The following is a 19,151-nucleotide window of genomic DNA, read 5'->3' as shown; positions in this document are numbered from 1 at the left end:
AATTTCCACAATCTCTTATCCTTTTCTTAGCTTTTTTATAAAAAAAGCTAGATAATTTCATCTGTCGATGAAATTATCTAGCTAGAACATTCTTCTCTTAATGATGATGTTTTCGAAACGTTTGATAACCAATTAAGCAAAATAAAATCCCCAATAAAATCATTCCAGTTACTGAAAATAAGCCTGCTAACATCTTTCGCATCCTCTCTGTTGCTAAACTTCCTTATTTGTAGTCACTATTTCTTGTTGTAAAATTGGTTGAAATAGACGACGTTCTGCTAATTTTCTTGCTAAAATTGCTTCACTTTTTTTCGTAAAGATACCTAAGTTATGGCGCTTGCCTTTCAAAGAGATATAAGCCAGCCATTTCCCAGAAGCGGTCTGGCTCACTCCTTTGTGTCCGCTGCTATTATTTTTAGGGCGTTTACTTTGCAACTTCCCTGGAATTACACCAGCAACTCTTTGTCGGTAATCCTTCTTTTTACGATGACCGCAACTTTTGGTATGGCCATTCAACAAATTTTCACAGCGAACCCAGCAAGATTGTCCGCACGAACACAGACAATACGCTTTCATTGTCTGTTGAATACTTTCAATCCGTACCACGACTAATTCATGATAGTTTTTTTTCAACATTGTTTGATAGCGATGGTGAGCACATTTCGTTCGATACCCACGAATTAGTTGTCTTCTTGAAGCTTCTGCATAGCTCCCACAAGAACAGCGACAGGCCCAAACAATCAGCCCTTCTTTTCTTTTTGCCGTTGGTGCTACTACTGTCAACTCACCAAACTTTTGACCAGTTAAATCTTTATAGTTACCTGCTTGTCTCAATTGACTATCCTTCGTATTCTTGTTCTCGCCACATCTCGATTGGGTCTCTCTCATAGTGCTCATTTTTCTGAGTCTCTCCCTTTCTTAGTTCTCTGACCACCTCAGCAAATACTTGCCAATCTTTTGTTTCCGGCAAATGACGCCATGTCAATTGACGACACCGTACTTTCGAACTATAAAAATCGGACAAATACAAATCGGTTTCTAAGGTTAATTTGTGATCAATCATGACATCCATATAATTGAAAGAAGCAATAATTTTTGCAATAAAGCGGTTATAATCCTCCCCACCAGAAAAATCAACAAATACATGAATCGTTTTTTCAATTGCGCAAAAAGACCGATCATTTAACAAACAAAACATAAAATCATAATATAGATGCACGCGTTCATACATTAAAAATCGTTTTTGATGCAGCGACTCTGTCTTTTGTATAAAACCATCTAAGGCGCGATGAATTTGAGGAAACCGCTCTTCAAAGAAACTGCTCTGCTTGGCGGGAATAAATGCAGCCACTGAAAAGTATAGGCGGTCCCAGCGATAACAAATCAACTTTAATTTTTCTTTTGTTTCCACCGTAATTCGCTTTTCAAAGAAAGGAATAACACTATTCATATGATCAATAAATTCGTCTAACATGGTTAACTTATCTGGAAAAACAATCGGACTATCAATGTATTCATTTAAACTTAAAAAAAGAAAAATATATGAAGTCTCTTTGCCAAAATCCTCTTTAAAAAGAGGGGTTTCGCTTGTATAAATTTTTTCAAATGCATGCTGTAAACAGCTAGGCACATGAACTTCCGTAAAAGAGTCCACTACATGATCAGAAAATACACGAAAACGTTGGATCGTTAAAAGAATAAATAGTTGTGCGCTTTGATTAAGACTAAACGTTCTTTGATACATCAGTTGTAAATCGTTTATAAATCGCTTAATGCCAGGACTATTTTCCAGCAAAATGTTAGGCAGCCTTTCTTGATTACTTCCATAAAAATAATACAAACATTGAAAACAAAAACTTCGGATATTTTTCTCTTCTCCAACCAAGCCTGTTGACTTTAATTTAATACGCCAATTAGCTAAAATCAGATTTAGTTTATACGAGAAGGCATAAATTTTGCTTTTGCTCATAAAATGAATTTGAGAAAATTCTTGAATCGTATGCTTTTGATAGAGGCCCACATCAAGAAGTAACTTGGCCATTAGTGATTGATCAAAATAATATTTTCTTAAGGCTTGATAATCAATTTGCGATAATTTTTGCGCACTAATCAGTCCTTTAGCTGGAAAAAGAATTTGACTCCTTGAAGAAATCTGTGTACATTCATAATTTATTTGACGGCACAACGATTCTAACTTTTGAGTGGATAAATCAAAATATCCATAAAATTCTTCTTTTAATAATGGACCTTCACTATTCATAAAAGTTTGATAAATAAGTAATTTATCTCGGAATTCTTGGTCTAATAATTCATCTAACAAAGTAGTCACATTTTCAACTCCAAACTATCACGCCTTAAGTATCTATTTTTTTAACAAGACGTGAGTGTCAATCTTGCTTATTTTTTCCACAAATTTAAAAATGATTCTTTCAATATTTAGGAATCTTCATAGAAAAGTATTATTTTAACCAAAAAAAGCCCCCTTGCGTCACCAAGGAGGCTTTTTTTGTTATTTTTTTACTTTAAATTTAAAGAAAAGCTGATTTGTTTGACTAATTTTCTGTTTCTTTTCTAGCCTATTCGTCAAAAATGATTGAAACTTTTGGTTCGTCTTCTATACTATCTTCCTATAAAGTTCTTACTCTTTTAAGTATCAGCTTCTGTCAATAAAAGTCCTCATTTGGCATTGCTAATCTGAATACAATATGACTACTTGTTGCCGCTATTTTTTACTGTTATTTTACTCTTTAATTGAAGCGCTAGAAACGCTGTCAACTGTTGGCTTTTCGGTCGCTGACTCTTCTTCATGGACTGATGCACTTGAGACACTATCTGCCGTTTCTGGCGCTTCTTTTTTGGAGGCACCACTGACTGCATCGACGTTTTTTCCACCGATTAATTCTTGCCCAGTTTGTTTTAAATACCAATCAACAATTGGTTTAAAGTCTAAAATATACTCATTAATTCCCGCGTAATTTCCATTATCATCATACATCGCTTGATAGTTATGCACTACATAGGTATCTGGTCCGTGCATTGGAACATGAACGCGAATAGCATCTGTTTTTCCTGACCGTAATTGTTGAATCACCCATTCTACATTTTTCAATGCTTTTGGTGGATGGCAATTCGCTAATGGATTACCAACTTGTCCTGGTTGCCGTTTAGCAAACATTTCTTCAGCAGCCATTTTTTTATTGTAATATAAAAATTGATTGTTACTGTCTGCGTAAGTCAATTCCATTGGCATTGATTTTAAGAAATAATTTAGCTGATCTACGGTTAAAATGCCTCGATCTAATTTTACATATGTGTCGCCTTCCACAGCCTGAACCGCTTCTGCTGCTTGTTCTACCCAATCATCTGCTGCCATATCAACCCCTTCGATCGTTGTTTCAATGGTTCCTTTTGCATGTAAATCCTCAGGTAAGTCTTTTGGCTTAGCCCCTTCTAATTTTGAAATCACATCAATGAATTCCACGAATTTTTGTAATGTGCTTTCTAAAAATTGACGTGTTCCCTCCGCAATTAAGTTGCCGTTTTCATCAAATGCTTCTTTAGCTTTTCCTAATAAAAACTCGTTTCCAGGCATCACGATTGCATTGACACCAGGTGCATCAAGAATTTGACGGAGATGTAATTGCGCACGCGAGGTTCCTTGATCATAATAAGAGCAACCAACAATCATTACTGGTTTATTTTCCAGCGGATGAATTTTGAAAGATAACCATTCTAACACACTTTTCAAACCGGCAGGAATGGTATGGTTATGTTCGGGCGTCGCAATAATTACGCCGTCTGCTTGTAAAATTTTGCGATTCATATTCTGAATCAAGACACTGTTCGTTTGATCCTTACTTTGATTAAACATTGGAATATCTTTAATTTCTAAAATTTCCAAGTCGAACATTTTATAAAACTCTTTGCCAATATATTGCAGTAGTATCCGATTATAAGAAGAATCAGCATTTGATCCGACGATCCCAATTAATTTCATTTTATTCACTCCATTTCGTTAAATCGTTTCCCATGAGAAATTTTCTGCTTCTTTTTTGTTTTGCGCATGCGCATGTTTCAGCTGTTCTGTAATTTCAATAAATACACAAAAATCTGCAAACAAACCAGCTAGTTTATCTATTTGTTCTGAATCTTTTAACGCATTGTTTTCATCAAAAGCTTGTAAGGAATGCGCTAATAGAAATTCAGAGCTTGGCATAATTCGTGCTTTCAATTCAGGAGCATCTAAAATTTGACGCAGATGCGCTTGTGCTCTAGAGGAACCTAACGTGCCATAGGATGCACCAGTAATCATAACTGGTTTATCAACAAACGGAAAAATCCCGTAAGATAACCAACTTAGGGCATTCATCAAAGAAGCCGGCACCGCATGGTCATATTCAGGCGTACTGATGATGACGCCATCTGCTGCTTCAATTTTCTCAGCAACCGTTTTAACTATTTCTGGTAAAACTTTGTCTTCTGGCTTGTTAAACATAGGAAAGTCAACAATTTCAACTAGTTCAATGTCAGCCTCCTGCGCAAAATAGTGTTGCATAAATTGCAAAAGTTGACGATTGGTTGATTGCTCTGAGTTCGTTCCTACTAAGCCGATAATTTTTTTCATAATGAGCTGTCCTTTCTTTTTCGGTTCTATGAATGGATAATGTGAAGAGTATCTGCTAACCCGCTGCTATATAAAATTTGCTGGTCTTGTGTAATGATGACTCCTTCAATCCCATCTAGTTGATTGAGGATTTCAAGCGCTTCTGGAATTGGATAACCAAATAAACGCGTTGTCCAAATCTCACCATCCACTGAAGCATCCGAGATAATTGTGATGCTGGCCATTTCAGTTTCCAATGGGTATCCGGTTGTCGGATCCAACAAATGGTGATAGACTCGCCCAGCTTCGGTTAAACTTCTTTCATAAATGCCCGACGTCACAACCGATTGATTAGCCACTTCGACAAGTAAGCTGATTGTTTCTCTGGATTCTTGCGGATTGCGAATACCAATTCGCCATTTTTTGTTTTGATGCGTAGAGGGCCCCAACGTCACAATATTGCCGCCCAGATTAATCAAAGCAGACGTAACATGGACTTCTTTCAAATAGGCAATTAGTAAATCAGCGATATAGCCTTTTGCTAAAGCCCCCAGATCTAATTTCATTCCTTCTTCTTCCAAAAAAACCGTTTGTTTTAAGGGATTTAAGTGAATCTTTTCTGGATTAATTTTTTTCAAACAGGCTTTAATTTCCTCTTCTGACGGGACACGGGCATCTTTAAAACCGATTCGCCATGTTTGAACTAACGGGCCAATGGTAACATTCAAATGACTAGCTGGATCACAACTATGTTTTTTCCCTAATGCAATTAATTGATACAACTCTGGATGAACGCTGACTGGTTTTTGCCCAGCTTGTTGATTGACAGCCATCAGTTCCGAAGTTGAATCATTTGCACTAAAACGTTGTTCATAAGTGATCAATCGTTGATGCACTTTTTCTAGAATTTTTTCAGGTTCTTCATGGTCTACAAATACATCTATTACTGTGCCCATCAAATAAATAGTTTGACTTTGTTGCACCTCAAGACTTCCTCTCCACGAAAGATTGTGTTTTATTTCACATTTATTTACAAATGAATCATACGCCTTTATTTGATGCCAGTCAAGTCGTTTATATATTTTTTTATATAAAATAACGACCTTAAAATTTTCATTTAAGGTCGTAACATGTCTTGAACTCTTTTAAAAAACGCTTTTTTTATTATATTTTAAAAATAAGTATATAATTTTCTATATAAACTAATTATTCTTAGATAAAATTGTTTCTTTCAATGTTTGAATTGCTTCCAACAAGATGCGGTTTTTATTGATTTTTGCATACGCGCGGGCATCTTGTAGTAGTTCTAAAATTTGCTCTTGCGGCTTTTCTTCAGCTAAGGCATTTTTCGCAAGCTGGAAAGCTGCTCTTGCCAAGTAATACGTGACGTGATTATCAGAACAGATGGAAATCGCATACTCTAACAAAGCATCACTTGTTTCTAAATCGCCTTTTTCTGCATAAAAAACACCACAGTGAAAGACAACATTTAATACTCGCCAAGTATCTTCCATTGATTGAATAGTATAAAGATAAATTTCCTTGAAGACCTTATTGAAATAAAATTCGGCTTTCTCAATTTCGCCTTCTTTGGCATAGGCCATGCCAATTCCAGTAAAAGCTAACAAACGGTAAATATCGCTCGTGTATTTTTGCTCTTCAAACAGAAGTTTTTCAAAGGTAAATAAGCAATCCATCAACGAAGCATTTTGAAAAATCATGACAAAGCCTTGTAAATAATAATATTCTAATAACAGTTGGGAATCTTTGATTTCATCAAAAGGAATATTTTTTAAAATTGTTTGCAATTGGTCATGTTCGCTGGTAATCAAGAAGAATTCTGCTTCTTCCATTTTTTCAAGAATTTCAGGTTGTTTAATCCCTACGCGCGGGAAGAGTTCCCCCAAAGGTAGCTCTAAACGATTACATAGTTGGATCAATATTTTTAAAGTTGGGACTTGACCATTCTTTTCAAAGCGACTAACCGTGACTTGCGTACAAATCCCTTTAGCCAATTCACTTTGCGACAAACCACGTGCTTTGCGTTTTTCTATAAACCGTTGTATATTCATTGCTTTTCCTCTCATTCTCATCTTCTCAAACTTACTATAATACAACTTACCTTAAAAATATATATAGAAAAAGAAAAATGTTTATAACAAAAAAGAACACAGACAACTCTTTCATTAAAAGTTTGTCTGCGCTCTATTAGAACCTGAATCACTAAACGTCAATTCAGCGTTATTTAATCAATCCGATACGTCCTACTTGCTCTGTTTAGAGAGCAGCTCTTTTTTTAGCTTCTTTCACAAACGTATTCATGGCCTGATATAATTTTTCCTTGATTTCTTTGAGATTAGCTTGTTGTAATTCTTTATTGGCAACTAACTGTTGACCGTTCACCCAAACGGCTTCAACATTGCTAGCATTTGCTGAATAAACCAACGCTGAATAGGCATCAAAAATCGGAAACATATTAACTGATTGCGTTTCAATTAATGTTACATCCGCTTTTTTGCCCACTTCCAATGAGCCGACTTGCTCCGCCAAGCCTAACGTTTTAGCGCCCCCCATCGTTGCCAGATAAACAATTTCTTTCGCAGGAAACAAGGAGCGATCTTGGTGTGTTGTCTTATGAAAATTCGCAACCATGCGCATTTGGGTGAATAAATCTAATGTATTCCCACTGCTAGGTCCATCCGTGCCTAAACCGACAATAATCCCTTGATCAAGCATTTGCTTAATCGGCGCTACGCCTTTGGCTGATTTAGTATTCGCACCGATACAATGAGCGACACGCGCTTTTCCATTAGTAGCAGCTAAACTCGCAAGATCTTCATCTGTTGCCAAAATACAATGAGCTAAAATAAACGGCTCGCTCAAATAACCCAGTTCTTCTAAGAAAGCAATTGGTGTTTTTTGATAGGCTTTTTCAAACTCAGCCATTTCATAAGTCATTTCAGCAACGTGCATGGTCACAGGAACTTGGTATCGCCGACTAAGTTCAATAATTTTTGCTAACACTTCTGGTGAGTTGGTATTCGGTGCATGCGGCGCAAGCATAGGCGTAATCAACGGATGTCCTTGCCACTTGCGAATAAAGGTTTCCGCGTAAAAAAGACCGCCTGAAGGTTCCGGACTATCACAAGTGGGCATATCAATGATCGTCTCTCCGAGCAAAGCACGAACACTCATTTTTTCACAACTTTTAGCAATTTCATCTTCAAAATAATACATATCACAAAAGCTCGTAATACCACTCAGTAACATTTCAGCAATTGCATAATCACTACTGCATCCTACTAATTCTTTTGTCATGAATTGTTCTAATGGAAAAAGAAAACGCCGGAGTCGATCTGGCACATCGTCTCCTAACGAACGAAACGGAATCATGCCTACATGGGTATGGGTGTTAATCATCCCAGGCATTAAAATTCCATTTTGACCATCGATTACTTGATTTGCAGCCATTCGCTTTTCATCAAGTGTGGTCATTGGCGCTAATTCCACAATTGTGTCTTCTTCAATCACTAAATAGCCGGCTTTGATTTCTGAAAATTGCTCATCCATTGTTAGTATATGCACATTTTTAATGAGTGTTTTCATGCAAAAGAACTCCATCCTCTGGAAAAACTAATGGATAGAAACGTTGTGACTTCGTATCCATCATCCCAAAATCTGTCACTTTAATGGCTGGCGAGACAGGCAATGATAGTGTGGAAAAGGACATGATTTCATTCATATTTTGATAGCCTAACGCTTGCATAGCTTGTCGGACTTTTTGTAAAGAAGCGCCTAATTGTTCAATCGGTGCTTGCGATAAAATCCCACCAATTGGTAAAGGACAAGTTGCCATCACTTGCTGATCCGAAGCAACCAAATAGCCGCCTTGCATCGCTAATAATTCATTCTGCGCTAACAGAATATCCTCAATCGTATTACCCATCACCATTAAATTATGATGATCATGGGCCCAGGTTGTCGCAATGGCTCCTTTCTCGGAAAGTGGTTGATCCATTAAAGAAAAAGAAATATTGCCATTTTTTCCGTAACGTTCCATCACAATTAATAAGGCACAGTTGGCTTTTTGCCATTGTAACAATCCATTTTCAACAGGAATTTCTTTTGTAATTCGCTCTGTAAATGTGCCAATTTCTTGTTTTTGAATCACATTACAACGAACTGTTTCTTTTGTTGTAGCCACCTTTAAAAGTAAATCTTCTTCTGTTAACTTTTTACATTGGATGGTTTGTTGGTAAGCGGCTGGAAACTCTTCAATTTTTTCTGGATAATGGAAGGGCTCACCTTTTTCAAAAACGACCTTTCCAGATTTATAAACCGTAGTAATATCAAAACTTTCTAAGTTATTTAATAACAAAAAGTCAGCTTTTTTACCAGGTGCAATTTCGCCACGATCATGGAGACCCATTCGTTTGGCCGGCGTATAAGTTGCCATATAAATGGCTTTTTCGATAGGCAATCCTGCATGAACGGCTTTTTTGACATTTTCATTTAGATGACCTTTTAGCAAATCATCAGCCATCACGTCATCCGTGATAATACTTGCATAATTGTAGAAGTCATTGTCTACTATCACCTGAATGTTTTCAGGAGTGATTGATTTATTTTGAAATTGAATAAAGACGCCCGCTTCAATTTTTTCTTTTAACGTTTTAGGAAATTGATGGGTATGATCTGAAGTGATACCGCTATATAGAAAATCTGCTAACTCTTGATCTTCGATTTTAGGACAGTGGCCTTCTAAAGGCATGGTTGGTCGTTGTTTTTGACACAAATCGATAATTTGACGAATTAAAGAATCTGGCTCATAGGAAATCCCTTTAAAATTCATGGCTTCCCCTAAACAAATCACTTTTGGCTCTTTGAGTAATTCTGCTACTTCTGCTAAGCCGATAATCCCACCAGTTGTTTCTAATTCGGGAGTGGTCGAAGGAACCGAGGAAGGAATTGCGTGAAAGATATCTAGTTCTGTTTCAGCGGCCATAAAAGCTTTTAAGCCTTCTAAGCCAAATACATTAGCCATTTCATGGGCATCGGCAATCACCGTTGTCACACCGTAACGCACTACTGCTTTGGAAAAAATAGTAGGTGTCGTCATGGAACTTTCAATATGCATGTGTGCATCAATTAAGCCGGGAATCATCCATTGATTCTCGGCATTAATTGTTTTTTTGGGCTGCAAATTGACGTTCTCTTCTTCATAAATGTAATAAAATTTATCATTTTTAATCGCAACATTTCGTTGAACGAATGTTTGAGTGACTGTTTGATACAGCCACACATTTTTTAGTAGTACATCGACGTTCATTTTGTTCCTCTTTTCTAAAACTATTGATTCATCGTCCGGTTCCATTGATCAATCCAATCCGCTAGTTGACTATTAATAAAATTAAAATCGACTGTTTTGGCACGTTCAGCAATGGCACCATATGTTTTATTTTTCGCTTCTTTTTCGCTTAGCGTTACTTGTTGATTTGTAGGTCCTTCATTTAATGAAATCGCTTTGGCCTTTTGTGATTCTTCACTAATCCGTGCGTTAACAAATTTAAAGGCGGTTTCTTTGTTTTGTGCTTTTTTAGGAATATTGACTGTATTATAGTTGGCATACGTGCCGCTTTCTGGGACGACATACGTCACGTTTTCTGCTGCGCCTTGAATAATATCAACCGCAAAATCAGCAACCACAGCTGCTTCAATTTCACCAGATTGGAACATATTAGCTAAGTCTGACGATTTTGAATACGTTTTAACAACGTTTGGTTTTAATTCTTTCATCGCTTCAAAAGCGGCCTTCCCGTTATCTTTTGTAATATCTTGACCAGCATGTTCACTAGCAACGTATAACATTAAAGGACCTGCCGTCGTGGCAACGTCTGGAACAGAAATTTTACCTTTCAAATCAGCTGACCATAAGTCATCCCAGTTCTTAATTTCTTTGCCTAATTTTTCTTTGTTGTAAACAATACCGATACTGTTTACAGCGATTGGTACGCCAGCACCACTTTCAAAAACCTCTTTTGCTCCTGGTGTTAACTGACTTAAATTAGGTACTTCTTTTTCTGTAATTTTTTCAAATAACCCTTCTTTTCCACCTTGTGCAGCATTTGCTTGTGCTAATTCAATGACATCAATTCCCGCATTGGGATTATTTTTTAATTTCGTAAAGCGGTCTGCGCTATTGCCTACTTCTAAGGTAACTTTCGCTTCATTCTCTTTTTCAAATGGAGCGATGATGTCTTTTTTGACAATATCTTCACTTAATCCGAAAGTTGAAACGACTAAAGCATTACTTCCACCTTTGCTCTCGCTTTTCGTAGTTGCTTCGCTGTTTCCACAAGCAGTCATTAATAACGTTGCAGCGACTAATGTTCCTAAAATTACGCGTTTTTTCATTTTTAAATCTTCCTCCAAAATGGTTTTTATTTTTCTAAAATAACTAATTTCTCAGCTGGAAAAGCCAAGTGAATGGTTTCGTTTGTTTCATATAACTGTTCACTTGTTCCATTAACCAGCAATGTACCTAGCGCTGTTTCCACTTCATATTGATAGCTTTTCCCTAAAAATGTTCGGACAGCGACAGTACCTGCGACAGTATTAGTAGCAGGTTCTGAAACAATCTCAATGTCCTCTGGACGAATCGTTGCCACCGTCGTTGTAACATTTGGTTCAGGATTAGTCGTTTTCACTATTTGATTTGTTTGTGTCCGATAATGACCGGCTTCCATTTTTTCGACAGAGAAAAAGTTTTCAAAACCGATAAATTCAGCGACAAACTTAGTACGAGGCAAACGATAAATCGTTTCTGGTGAATCATATTGTTCAATCACGCCATTATTCATAATGGCCACTTTATCTGAAATAGAAAAGCACTCTTCTTGGTCATGTGTGACGAAAACAGTCGTAATGCCTAATTGTTGTTGAATCCGTTTGATTTCAATCCGCATTGCCACTCGCAATTTTGCATCTAAATTACTCAACGGTTCATCTAGTAGTAATAGTTTAGGTTCGATAATCAAAGCACGTGCTAGCGCAACCCGCTGTCTTTGACCACCAGATAATTGTTTTGGATAACGGTCGCCCAAGCTTTCTAAACCACATACTTTTAGCATTTCCGTGACTTTTTGGTCCATGGTTTGTTTGTTTTCTTTGCGTAATTTCAGCCCAAAAGCGACATTTTCTGCAATCGTTAAATGGGGAAATAACGCATAGCTTTGAAAAACCATCCCAAAGTTTCTTTTATGGACAGGAACCTTTGTTAGTTCTTCTTGGTCAACGAAAAACTGTCCGTCGTTTGGCTTAATTAATCCAGCAATCACTCTTAGCGTAGTCGTTTTACCACAACCACTCGGTCCTAATAAAGAAACTAACTCTCCTTTTTCCATTGAAATATTTAAATCTTTTAAAATATCTTGTTTTCCGTCATAGCTGACGCGAATATCTTTTAAATCTACAAAAGTCAAAATTTTCTCCTCTTTCTATCTCGTGCTTCTTCCATGTTTTAGGCAATGGAAGCTAGTCCCAACGTTTTTTCAATTAAAAACATTAAGCCCATTGTTAGTAGCATCAACAATACAGAAATTGCTGAAACAGTTGGATCATAATTGTATTCCATATAACTTAATAAAGAAGTAGGCAGCATCGTCACACCGGGACCTGATAAAAACATCGATACAGGAACATTGTTAAACGAATTGACAAATGCTAACATAAAGGCTGCAAAAATTCCTGAAGACACATTGGGTAAAACAATTTGAATAAAAGCTCGCAATCTTGTACAACCTAATGTCCAAGCTACTTCTTCCATTGAATAATCTAGTTGTTCCATACTTGATCCAACCACTCGAATAATATAAGGCAAACTAATTAAAAAATGCCCCATTAACAATCCTTGAAAGACAGGCAAACCTAATTTAATAACAATATATTGAAATAACGTATACCCGACCACAATTCCTGGAATCACAGTTGGGGATAAGAAAAAGCTTTTAATAAAGTTGCGCCCGCGAACGGAATAACGTGCCAGCGCATAGGAAGCCGGAATCCCTACTATTAATGCTAAAACAGTCGCTAATACCCCAATCAACAAACTTAACTTAAAACTGTCCATAAACGTTTCCGATTGTAAGGCTTTGGCGTACCAATCTAAAGTAAATCCTTTAATCGGAAATTGAATCGCTGCGGCTGTTCCAAAAGAAGTCACCACAATCAAACATAATGGTAAAAATAAAAACAGAAAAACTAGAATTGCAATAACAGATAGTCCTTTTTGCTTACGCATGATTTGCTTCTCTCCGATCTACTTTCTTAGCGACCATGTCTAGGCCTTTCATCACAATTAATGTCGTTAAAATCATAATAAATGCAAGAACACTCGCCGATTGCCAATCACCTAAAGTATTAGCCTTTTGATATAAGAAGGTCGACATCATCATTTTTTGGTTACCACCTAACAGCTGTGGCGTCGTATAAGCCGTTAAAGTTCCTGTAAACACTAATATACTTCCTACAATGGTGCCTGGAATTGATAAAGGTAAAACAATTTTCCGAAAAGCCGTCATTGGATTGGCGCCTAGCGTCTCAGCCGCTTCTAGCATTTCTCCTTCAATGTTTTCCATAACCCCAACTAAGGTCATAATCATTGTCGGTAAAAATAAATACACTGAACCGATAACAATTGCAAATTCTGTATACAATAAATTCAGCGGTTGCTCAATTAAGCCTGTTTTTAATAACAACGTATTCACTACACCGTTTTTTCCTAAAATGTTAATCCAAGCAAAACTTCGAATAACTGAATTGGTTAATAGTGGAAACAAGGTCATAGCCATTAAAAAGCCACGCCATTTTTTGGAAACCCCAGCAATAAAGTATGCCGTTGGAATGCCCAACACGATTGAAATACCCGTCACAATTAACGAAACTCTTATCGTTCGCCAGAAAATTGAAACATTATAGTCATCTTTAAAAAAAGTAACATACTGATTTAGTGTCAAGCCATGATCAGTAAAAATGGTTGGCAAAATGCTAGTAATTAATGGAATCATTAAGAAAAATAATAATAGTACTAGCCCCGGTGCCACAATTAAATAAGGAACTTTCTTGTTCATTCGTACACTCCTCGTTCGTTTTTTCACTTCATCAGTATACGCAAGGAAAACGTATATTTCAACACATTTTCATCTTTTTGTTCGTTTTTAAACCCGAACGTTCGTATATTTTTTCGAAAAAGGTTATTAAAAAATAAAACACGAACATTAAACAAAAAAACACAAACAAGACTGTTTGTGTTTTTTGTCAACTTTTTTATTTATCACTTAATTTTCTTGGAACGTTTGATCCTTTTCCATCATTTTCACTATAATACCATCTTGATACACCTGATAATATCCGAACAATTCATTCTCTTTTGAGACACTATTCTTTTCAGATATAATTTGAACAACATAACTTCCTTTATTTGACTGCTTAAACGTATAATGAAACGCCGAGTCATTCGTTGGTATCCCTAAACCATTTTGTAAAAATTCAATCGCTTCCTGTTTAGTATAAGATTCTGCTTCTAATTGCGTTCCTAAATGCGGATTTTTTTGATCAACAAATTGTCTTGCTTTGTCATTATTAGCAGACTTTTCTATAACGACTTCCTGTTGCGAATTCCTACTTCCTGAACAGCCAGATAATACAAATAAAATCATCAACAACCCGAAACACTTACTCAAAGTTTTCTCCTCCTCTCCATTTTGATTAGTGATACTTGATGATTTCTTTTATATTTTAGCATGCTTGATATAACGAATTGTGCTCAAAAAAGACAGAATCAACAAGTAAAAATTGTCGACTCATCTTTCTCTACTAATATTAAACACTATCTGTCTCAATATTTTCGAATTTCCTGTAAATTACTGATAAATAAAAACAGCTCCTTTTGCGTATACTTATATTATCAGCCCCTAAAGGAGGAACTTTCTTGAAGCAAAAAAATCTACTCACTTATCAATCACTTGCAGCCTTGTTGCTAGTATTCAGTCTCTTTAGTTTTGACCCATCGGTTTCTTTTGCCACCCGTTCTGGAAAAACGCCCGTTTCAGTTGAACTAGAAATTGGAGGGCTGCCTGGTGATGAATCGGTTGACGATGCCATTTATCCTGATTTAGAAAATCCTAACACTAGTTTTGACTTGCTCTTTATTCCGAAAGAATTTACTTTTGAAACCCAAGCGATTTCTGGTGATTTAACGGCAGTTCCTATACGACCTTCTGAAGGCAATACTCATACAATGAGACACTTCGGGATGGGGGATGTTCGCGGAGCCTTAACTGGTTGGCATGTCACTGCTGAAATCCCACACATGCGAAACGAAGCTCATTCTTTACTAGGCATCATTACGTTTCAATTAACAGGCGGCTATGCTCGCTATGACAAAACGTTAAGGCGTTTCTTTATGACAAATACAATGTATGGACTGGATTTTTCAGAAGATCCTGCTGCACCCGACTTCCCGACCAACCCAATTATTATCGGTAACGGTGCGACTTTAATGAGTAACGCTGGTGATAGAAAAGGACAAGGAATGTGGAGCGGCCGCATGACCGATATTTCTCTTGCAATCCAAACCCCTGTTTCACAATTATTTCCTGGTGCATATACAGGTTCGATTATCTGGAATTTAATCTCTGGACCTGCATAAAATAAAAAAGCGCTTAGAAAACTAGCGGAATCACTACTCTTCTAAGCGTTTTTTTATATCATAAGGACTATTTGCTCCTTCTATTTGTCTAAGCATGCTTTACCACTTTTCGTTTAACGAATCACTTGGCCCCAACGGTAATCAAACTGATACTCTTGATTACCATTATTCAGGTTAATTTTGTATAAATAACGCGGGACTTTAATGAATAACGCATCCTCTACTTGAAAAGCTTCAATAGGTACATTTTCTTTAGTTAAAAGCAACGGTGTTTGCCACTCGTATGTTTTTTTCTGCCAATTGTATAAGCCAACTATCGCTTGATTACTTTGTCTTTTCTTGTATGACAGAACATAATAATTTGCTTCATCTTTCTTGCCTAATAAAACTGGTGCTATTAGTTGCTCTTCTAGTTTTCCTTGCACTGTTGTACGCTCTTCCGATGACAGCTCTTGACCAATTTTACTCTCATTTGAATCTACCGTCCATTTAGGCGCTTCTTGTGTTTGAAAGACTTCTTTGAAAGTTGGGTCTTGTTTTAACTGCCAATTTTTCAAATCTAATTGATAATATCGATTGTTTAATCCATAAATATAGAGATAGCGATTATCCATAAAACGATAATCAACGAAATCAGAGCTTAAATAGTCTTTTAATTCAGGGAATTTCTTCACTAAATCCGCTTCAGAAAACTGTTTTTTCCCTGTTTTTGTATCTAGTAAGTAAATGGCCTCGTTATCAGCATTATTCAAAACCACATATTGATCTGTTTGACCAATTAAATAATCACGCCAACCTAAACGTTTACTCCACATTCGTTCGCCCGTCTGACTATTAACAGAAATCACTTGGAACAATGAGTTACTGGTGCTAATGCCATTCGTTCGTCCATTTGGAATAATCATTCGCTCGATTGAAGTTAAGCCTTTCGTTTTTTCAGAATAAAACGTCGCACTTTTCTCTTCAATCGTTACTGAACGAAACATTCCGAAAAAGATTAAACCAGCAAAATGTACCACTGCAAGATAAACCAACAAAATTAACGCATAGGGAACCAGTCTCCTTGTACTCCGCCTTCTTATTAAGGAAATAACCAAAATACCACTAATTACTATAAAAATAATTGCTACAATGATAACAAAAATATCATGATAGAGCCAACCAGACAATTGCCAACTTCTATAAAGTGTGTCCATTACGCCATCCTTTCCAATTGTTATTTGCTTATTATAAAAAGGATACTATTTTTTTTTGAAAAACAACAACAAAAAGCGACGAACAGCAATAAGCCCATTCAAGTTGACTAACTAGGTCAACTTGAATGGGCGTGGAGAAATGTGCCTTGTTATTCAGTTATTCCGCTTCTTCAATTGCGGACAAAGCTTTTGCAATATCAATTTCTTTATTCCGATAATCAGCATCATGAACTGGAAAATGCTGCCGCAATTCAGCTGTTTCCATCCACGAAACAGTCCCTTGTTTAATGCCAAAATCAAGAATGTGCCCACCAAATTGGTGATCCTCACTGATAAAGTGCAAATGAAACCCTGCGGCAGAGGCACCATGAAATAATTTAGGTGTAAAGAACCCTACAACTGTTCCCTGAATATTCTCCGCTGTAAATTCAGGTTGATTGCGTGCTGCTTCTACAAATGGTGGATACGGTTTTTCTTGTTTAGGTGCCACACGGACATGCATCTTCGCAAAAAGACCGCTAATTTTAATTGCCGCAAAAAAATTAGGACTAATTTTTTCTAAAATTTGTGCTTTAATATTTTCATCGGTTTCTGTTGATACAGGGAATGCGCCATCTTCTTGAAAACGAGTAACTGCGGCATATGGCGTTAATTCTTCGCCTTCTAGAATAGCAATTTCGCCAGTTTGATTTGCATGATACAATGTACCGTCCAATAAAATAATTTCGCCATTTGAGCCTTCTAATGTCCCAATTCCAAAATCACCTTGCGTGAGTAACGTACCAATTTCTGCCGTTCCTGCCATCAAACTTTCCATTAAACCGCCTAGCGTACCATGTTGATAAACATATTGTTCGCTCATTTTTCCATCTCCTAATAAAGTTGATCTGGTAACAATGTTTTACCTAATTCTTGATTATCTGAATAATCCACAGGAACATCAATAATCACTGGGCCTTCTGTTTGCATTCCTTCTCCTAAAGCTGCGGCAAATTCTGCTTGTGAATGTACTCGAACCCCTTTGGCTCCAAAAGCTTCAGCATATTTCACAAAATCAACTGGACCAAAATCTACGCCAGAGGATCGATTATATTTCATTTCTTCTTGGAATTTAACCATATCATAACTACCATCATTCCAAATAATATGCACGATATTTTGCTTTAAACGAACCGCTGTTTCTAATTCTTGCGCCGAAAATAGGAAACCGCCGTCCCCAGAAACAGAGATAATTTGTGTATTCGGACGAACCAGCGCAGCCGAGATTGCCCAAGGCAAAGCGACACCTAATGTTTGCATACCGTTACTAAATAATAAATGACGCGGTTCATAACTTCTAAAGTGGCGAGCCATCCAAATGTAATGGCTCCCTACATCAACAGTAACTGTCATTTCATTCGTGGTTTTTTCTTGAAGCGTTTGAACAATTTCTAATGGATGTAATCGATTTTCAATTGTACTTGTTTTTACTTCTTTAATCGTTAATTTTTCTTGAAGCGTTTCTAAATAATCTTGCGCATCTTCTGTTAATATTGGTTCACTAAATGCTTCTGATAATTTCAAAATATTTTTAGACATATCACCAATTAGCTCTTCTTCCGGTTGCATATATTGGTCAATTTCCATTTGAACTTCATCAATAACAATAACGCGCGCATCTTTTTCTGCATTCCAATTACGTGCCTCATATTCAATTGGGTCATAACCAATCGCAATCACTAAATCACTTCTTTTTAACAAACGATCCCCAGGTTGGTTTCGAAATAAACCAACACGCCCAAAGAAATGTTCTTCTAATTCTTTTGAAATAATTCCTGCTCCTTGGAACGTTTCCACGACTGGCAAACCAGTTATAGCAACCAATTCACGAATGGCTGCGGTAACTTTTCGTGCAGAGGCCCGCATTCCTAAAAGTAAAACAGGTAATTTCGCTTGCTTGATTCGTTCAGCTAAAGCTGCGATTGTTTCTGCTGATGCATGGCCCAGTTTCGGAGCCGACAAAGGCTTAATTGCTTCGCCTGTCACCGGACTATCTGTGACATCTTGTGGGATCGATAAGAATGTTGCGCCTTTTTTCGCTGTTTTGGCGATACGGTAAGCATTGGCAATATTTTCAGATAATGTTTCTGGATCTTGAATTTCTGTACTGAATTTTGTTATTGGACTAAATAATGCAGCATTATTCATGCTTTGGTGAGTTAATTTTGACAAATCGGACCGTTTCACCTGTCCAGCCAATGCTAAAACAGGGTCCCCTTCTGCAGTCGCAGTTACTAACCCAGTTGCTAAATTGCTGGCACCAGGTCCACTAGTTGCAATAACTAAGCCAGGCTCTCCCGTCAAACGACCAATCCCTTGTGCCATAAAGGCTGCATTTTGTTCATGTCGAGCTAAAATTAATTCTGGACCTTTGTCAACTAATGCATCAAAAACCCCATCAATTTTTGCACCGGGAATCCCAAAAATATAGGGCACTTCGTGATTGATTAAACTTTCTACTATGATATCTGATCCTTTTTTACTCACTGTTATACCTCCGATTAAAATCTGTACTAATTACAAATACAAAAATACCACTAAAATTCTAATTAATCAACAATGAAACACCTTGAAAACATGTAATATACTAATTCGCATATTTTAA

17 protein-coding genes are annotated in these 19,151 nt (G+C 36.8%); 1 reads left to right on the top strand and 16 read right to left on the bottom strand.

Features of this window, described 5'->3' with window-relative positions:
- Nucleotides 1-213 precede the first annotated feature (213 nt).
- From IGJ20_RS05545 to IGJ20_RS05485, 13 genes are all read right to left on the bottom strand, one after another.
- Nucleotides 214-888, bottom strand: a complete 675-nt coding sequence (locus IGJ20_RS05545) for a hypothetical protein (protein ID WP_161971885.1) — start codon at nucleotides 886-888, stop codon at nucleotides 214-216.
- A complete protein-coding gene (locus IGJ20_RS05540) occupies nucleotides 839-2,329 on the bottom strand; it encodes a helix-turn-helix domain-containing protein (protein ID WP_002361663.1) in 1,491 nt (496 codons plus the stop codon). The genes IGJ20_RS05545 and IGJ20_RS05540 overlap by 50 nt, the downstream gene beginning before the upstream one ends.
- Nucleotides 2,330-2,740: 411 nt before the next feature.
- The gene (locus IGJ20_RS05535; RefSeq protein WP_202522472.1) at nucleotides 2,741-3,997 is read right to left on the bottom strand and encodes an NADPH-dependent oxidoreductase; all 1,257 of its coding nucleotides are present in this window, start codon (nucleotides 3,995-3,997) and stop codon (nucleotides 2,741-2,743) included.
- A gap of 18 nt (nucleotides 3,998-4,015) precedes the next feature.
- A complete protein-coding gene (locus tag IGJ20_RS05530; RefSeq protein WP_002357907.1) occupies nucleotides 4,016-4,624 on the bottom strand; it encodes an NADPH-dependent FMN reductase in 609 nt (202 codons plus the stop codon).
- Between the two features lie 26 nt (nucleotides 4,625-4,650).
- A complete protein-coding gene (locus tag IGJ20_RS05525) occupies nucleotides 4,651-5,586 on the bottom strand; it encodes an FAD:protein FMN transferase (RefSeq protein WP_202522471.1) in 936 nt (311 codons plus the stop codon).
- Nucleotides 5,587-5,805: 219 nt separating this feature from the next.
- Nucleotides 5,806-6,696, bottom strand: a complete 891-nt coding sequence (locus tag IGJ20_RS05520) for a helix-turn-helix domain-containing protein (protein ID WP_002382193.1) — start codon at nucleotides 6,694-6,696, stop codon at nucleotides 5,806-5,808.
- 184 nt (nucleotides 6,697-6,880) lie between these two features.
- Nucleotides 6,881-8,209, bottom strand: a complete 1,329-nt coding sequence (locus tag IGJ20_RS05515) for an amidohydrolase (protein WP_142957213.1) — start codon at nucleotides 8,207-8,209, stop codon at nucleotides 6,881-6,883.
- Entirely contained in the window at nucleotides 8,193-9,977 is a 1,785-nt protein-coding gene (locus tag IGJ20_RS05510; RefSeq protein WP_202522470.1) for an adenine deaminase, read from the bottom strand. The genes IGJ20_RS05515 and IGJ20_RS05510 overlap by 17 nt, the downstream gene beginning before the upstream one ends.
- Nucleotides 9,953-11,017 carry an ABC transporter substrate-binding protein gene (locus IGJ20_RS05505; protein WP_002357914.1) on the bottom strand — a complete coding sequence of 355 codons (1,065 nt, stop codon included), beginning with the start codon at nucleotides 11,015-11,017 and terminating at the stop codon, nucleotides 9,953-9,955. Before IGJ20_RS05505 ends, IGJ20_RS05510 begins: the two co-directional genes overlap by 25 nt.
- A 26-nt stretch (nucleotides 11,018-11,043) precedes the next feature.
- Nucleotides 11,044-12,084 (bottom strand): ABC transporter ATP-binding protein, encoded by a 1,041-nt coding sequence (locus IGJ20_RS05500; protein WP_116593061.1) that lies wholly within the window; start codon nucleotides 12,082-12,084, stop codon nucleotides 11,044-11,046.
- Between the two features lie 38 nt (nucleotides 12,085-12,122).
- Complete coding sequence (locus tag IGJ20_RS05495; protein WP_002357916.1) at nucleotides 12,123-12,902, bottom strand: ABC transporter permease; 780 nt, start codon at nucleotides 12,900-12,902, stop codon at nucleotides 12,123-12,125.
- Entirely contained in the window at nucleotides 12,895-13,731 is an 837-nt protein-coding gene (locus IGJ20_RS05490; protein ID WP_016615734.1) for an ABC transporter permease, read from the bottom strand. The genes IGJ20_RS05495 and IGJ20_RS05490 overlap by 8 nt, the downstream gene beginning before the upstream one ends.
- Before the next feature lie 207 nt (nucleotides 13,732-13,938).
- Nucleotides 13,939-14,319, bottom strand: coding sequence for a hypothetical protein (locus IGJ20_RS05485; RefSeq protein WP_002392180.1), 381 nt, complete (start codon nucleotides 14,317-14,319; stop codon nucleotides 13,939-13,941).
- A 230-nt stretch (nucleotides 14,320-14,549) separates the two neighbouring features.
- Between IGJ20_RS05485 and IGJ20_RS05480 the strand changes: the two genes are divergently transcribed.
- A complete protein-coding gene (locus IGJ20_RS05480) occupies nucleotides 14,550-15,311 on the top strand; it encodes a WxL domain-containing protein (RefSeq protein ID WP_016615732.1) in 762 nt (253 codons plus the stop codon).
- Between the two features lie 113 nt (nucleotides 15,312-15,424).
- On the opposite strand, the gene IGJ20_RS05475 is transcribed toward IGJ20_RS05480, so the two are convergent.
- The 3 genes from IGJ20_RS05475 to alsS form a co-directional block, all read right to left on the bottom strand.
- Nucleotides 15,425-16,507 (bottom strand): PA2928 family protein, encoded by a 1,083-nt coding sequence (locus IGJ20_RS05475; RefSeq protein WP_202522469.1) that lies wholly within the window; start codon nucleotides 16,505-16,507, stop codon nucleotides 15,425-15,427.
- Between the two features lie 157 nt (nucleotides 16,508-16,664).
- Nucleotides 16,665-17,369: an acetolactate decarboxylase gene (gene budA, locus IGJ20_RS05470; protein WP_202522468.1), complete on the bottom strand. Its 705-nt coding sequence runs from the start codon at nucleotides 17,367-17,369 to the stop codon at nucleotides 16,665-16,667.
- An 11-nt stretch (nucleotides 17,370-17,380) separates the two neighbouring features.
- Nucleotides 17,381-19,033, bottom strand: coding sequence for an acetolactate synthase AlsS (alsS, locus tag IGJ20_RS05465; protein ID WP_202522467.1), 1,653 nt, complete (start codon nucleotides 19,031-19,033; stop codon nucleotides 17,381-17,383).
- Between the last annotated feature and the right edge of the window lie 118 nt (nucleotides 19,034-19,151).

The sequence above is a fragment of the Enterococcus sp. DIV0294 genome, from assembly GCF_050558155.1.
Lineage (GTDB): Bacteria > Bacillota > Bacilli > Lactobacillales > Enterococcaceae > Enterococcus > Enterococcus faecalis.
The sequence above is the reverse complement of the archived record's forward strand: the minus strand, read 5'-3'. Positions and strand labels throughout refer to the sequence as shown.

What these genes read in the sequence shown, in the direction of transcription:
- IGJ20_RS05515 (WP_142957213.1), bottom strand. Translation starts at nt 8,209, where the DNA reads ATGAAAACACTCATTAAAAATGTGCATATACTAACAATGGATGAGCAA.
- budA (WP_202522468.1), bottom strand. Translation starts at nt 17,369, where the DNA reads ATGAGCGAACAATATGTTTATCAACATGGTACGCTAGGCGGTTTAATG.
- IGJ20_RS05485 (WP_002392180.1), bottom strand. Translation starts at nt 14,319, where the DNA reads ATGATTTTATTTGTATTATCTGGCTGTTCAGGAAGTAGGAATTCGCAA.
- IGJ20_RS05545 (WP_161971885.1), bottom strand. Translation starts at nt 888, where the DNA reads ATGAGAGAGACCCAATCGAGATGTGGCGAGAACAAGAATACGAAGGAT.
- IGJ20_RS05530 (WP_002357907.1), bottom strand. Translation starts at nt 4,624, where the DNA reads ATGAAAAAAATTATCGGCTTAGTAGGAACGAACTCAGAGCAATCAACC.
- IGJ20_RS05520 (WP_002382193.1), bottom strand. Translation starts at nt 6,696, where the DNA reads ATGAGAATGAGAGGAAAAGCAATGAATATACAACGGTTTATAGAAAAA.
- IGJ20_RS05505 (WP_002357914.1), bottom strand. Translation starts at nt 11,017, where the DNA reads ATGAAAAAACGCGTAATTTTAGGAACATTAGTCGCTGCAACGTTATTA.
- IGJ20_RS05475 (WP_202522469.1), bottom strand. Translation starts at nt 16,507, where the DNA reads ATGGACACACTTTATAGAAGTTGGCAATTGTCTGGTTGGCTCTATCAT.
- IGJ20_RS05495 (WP_002357916.1), bottom strand. Translation starts at nt 12,902, where the DNA reads ATGCGTAAGCAAAAAGGACTATCTGTTATTGCAATTCTAGTTTTTCTG.
- IGJ20_RS05490 (WP_016615734.1), bottom strand. Translation starts at nt 13,731, where the DNA reads ATGAACAAGAAAGTTCCTTATTTAATTGTGGCACCGGGGCTAGTACTA.
- IGJ20_RS05510 (WP_202522470.1), bottom strand. Translation starts at nt 9,977, where the DNA reads ATGGAACCGGACGATGAATCAATAGTTTTAGAAAAGAGGAACAAAATG.
- IGJ20_RS05535 (WP_202522472.1), bottom strand. Translation starts at nt 3,997, where the DNA reads ATGAAATTAATTGGGATCGTCGGATCAAATGCTGATTCTTCTTATAAT.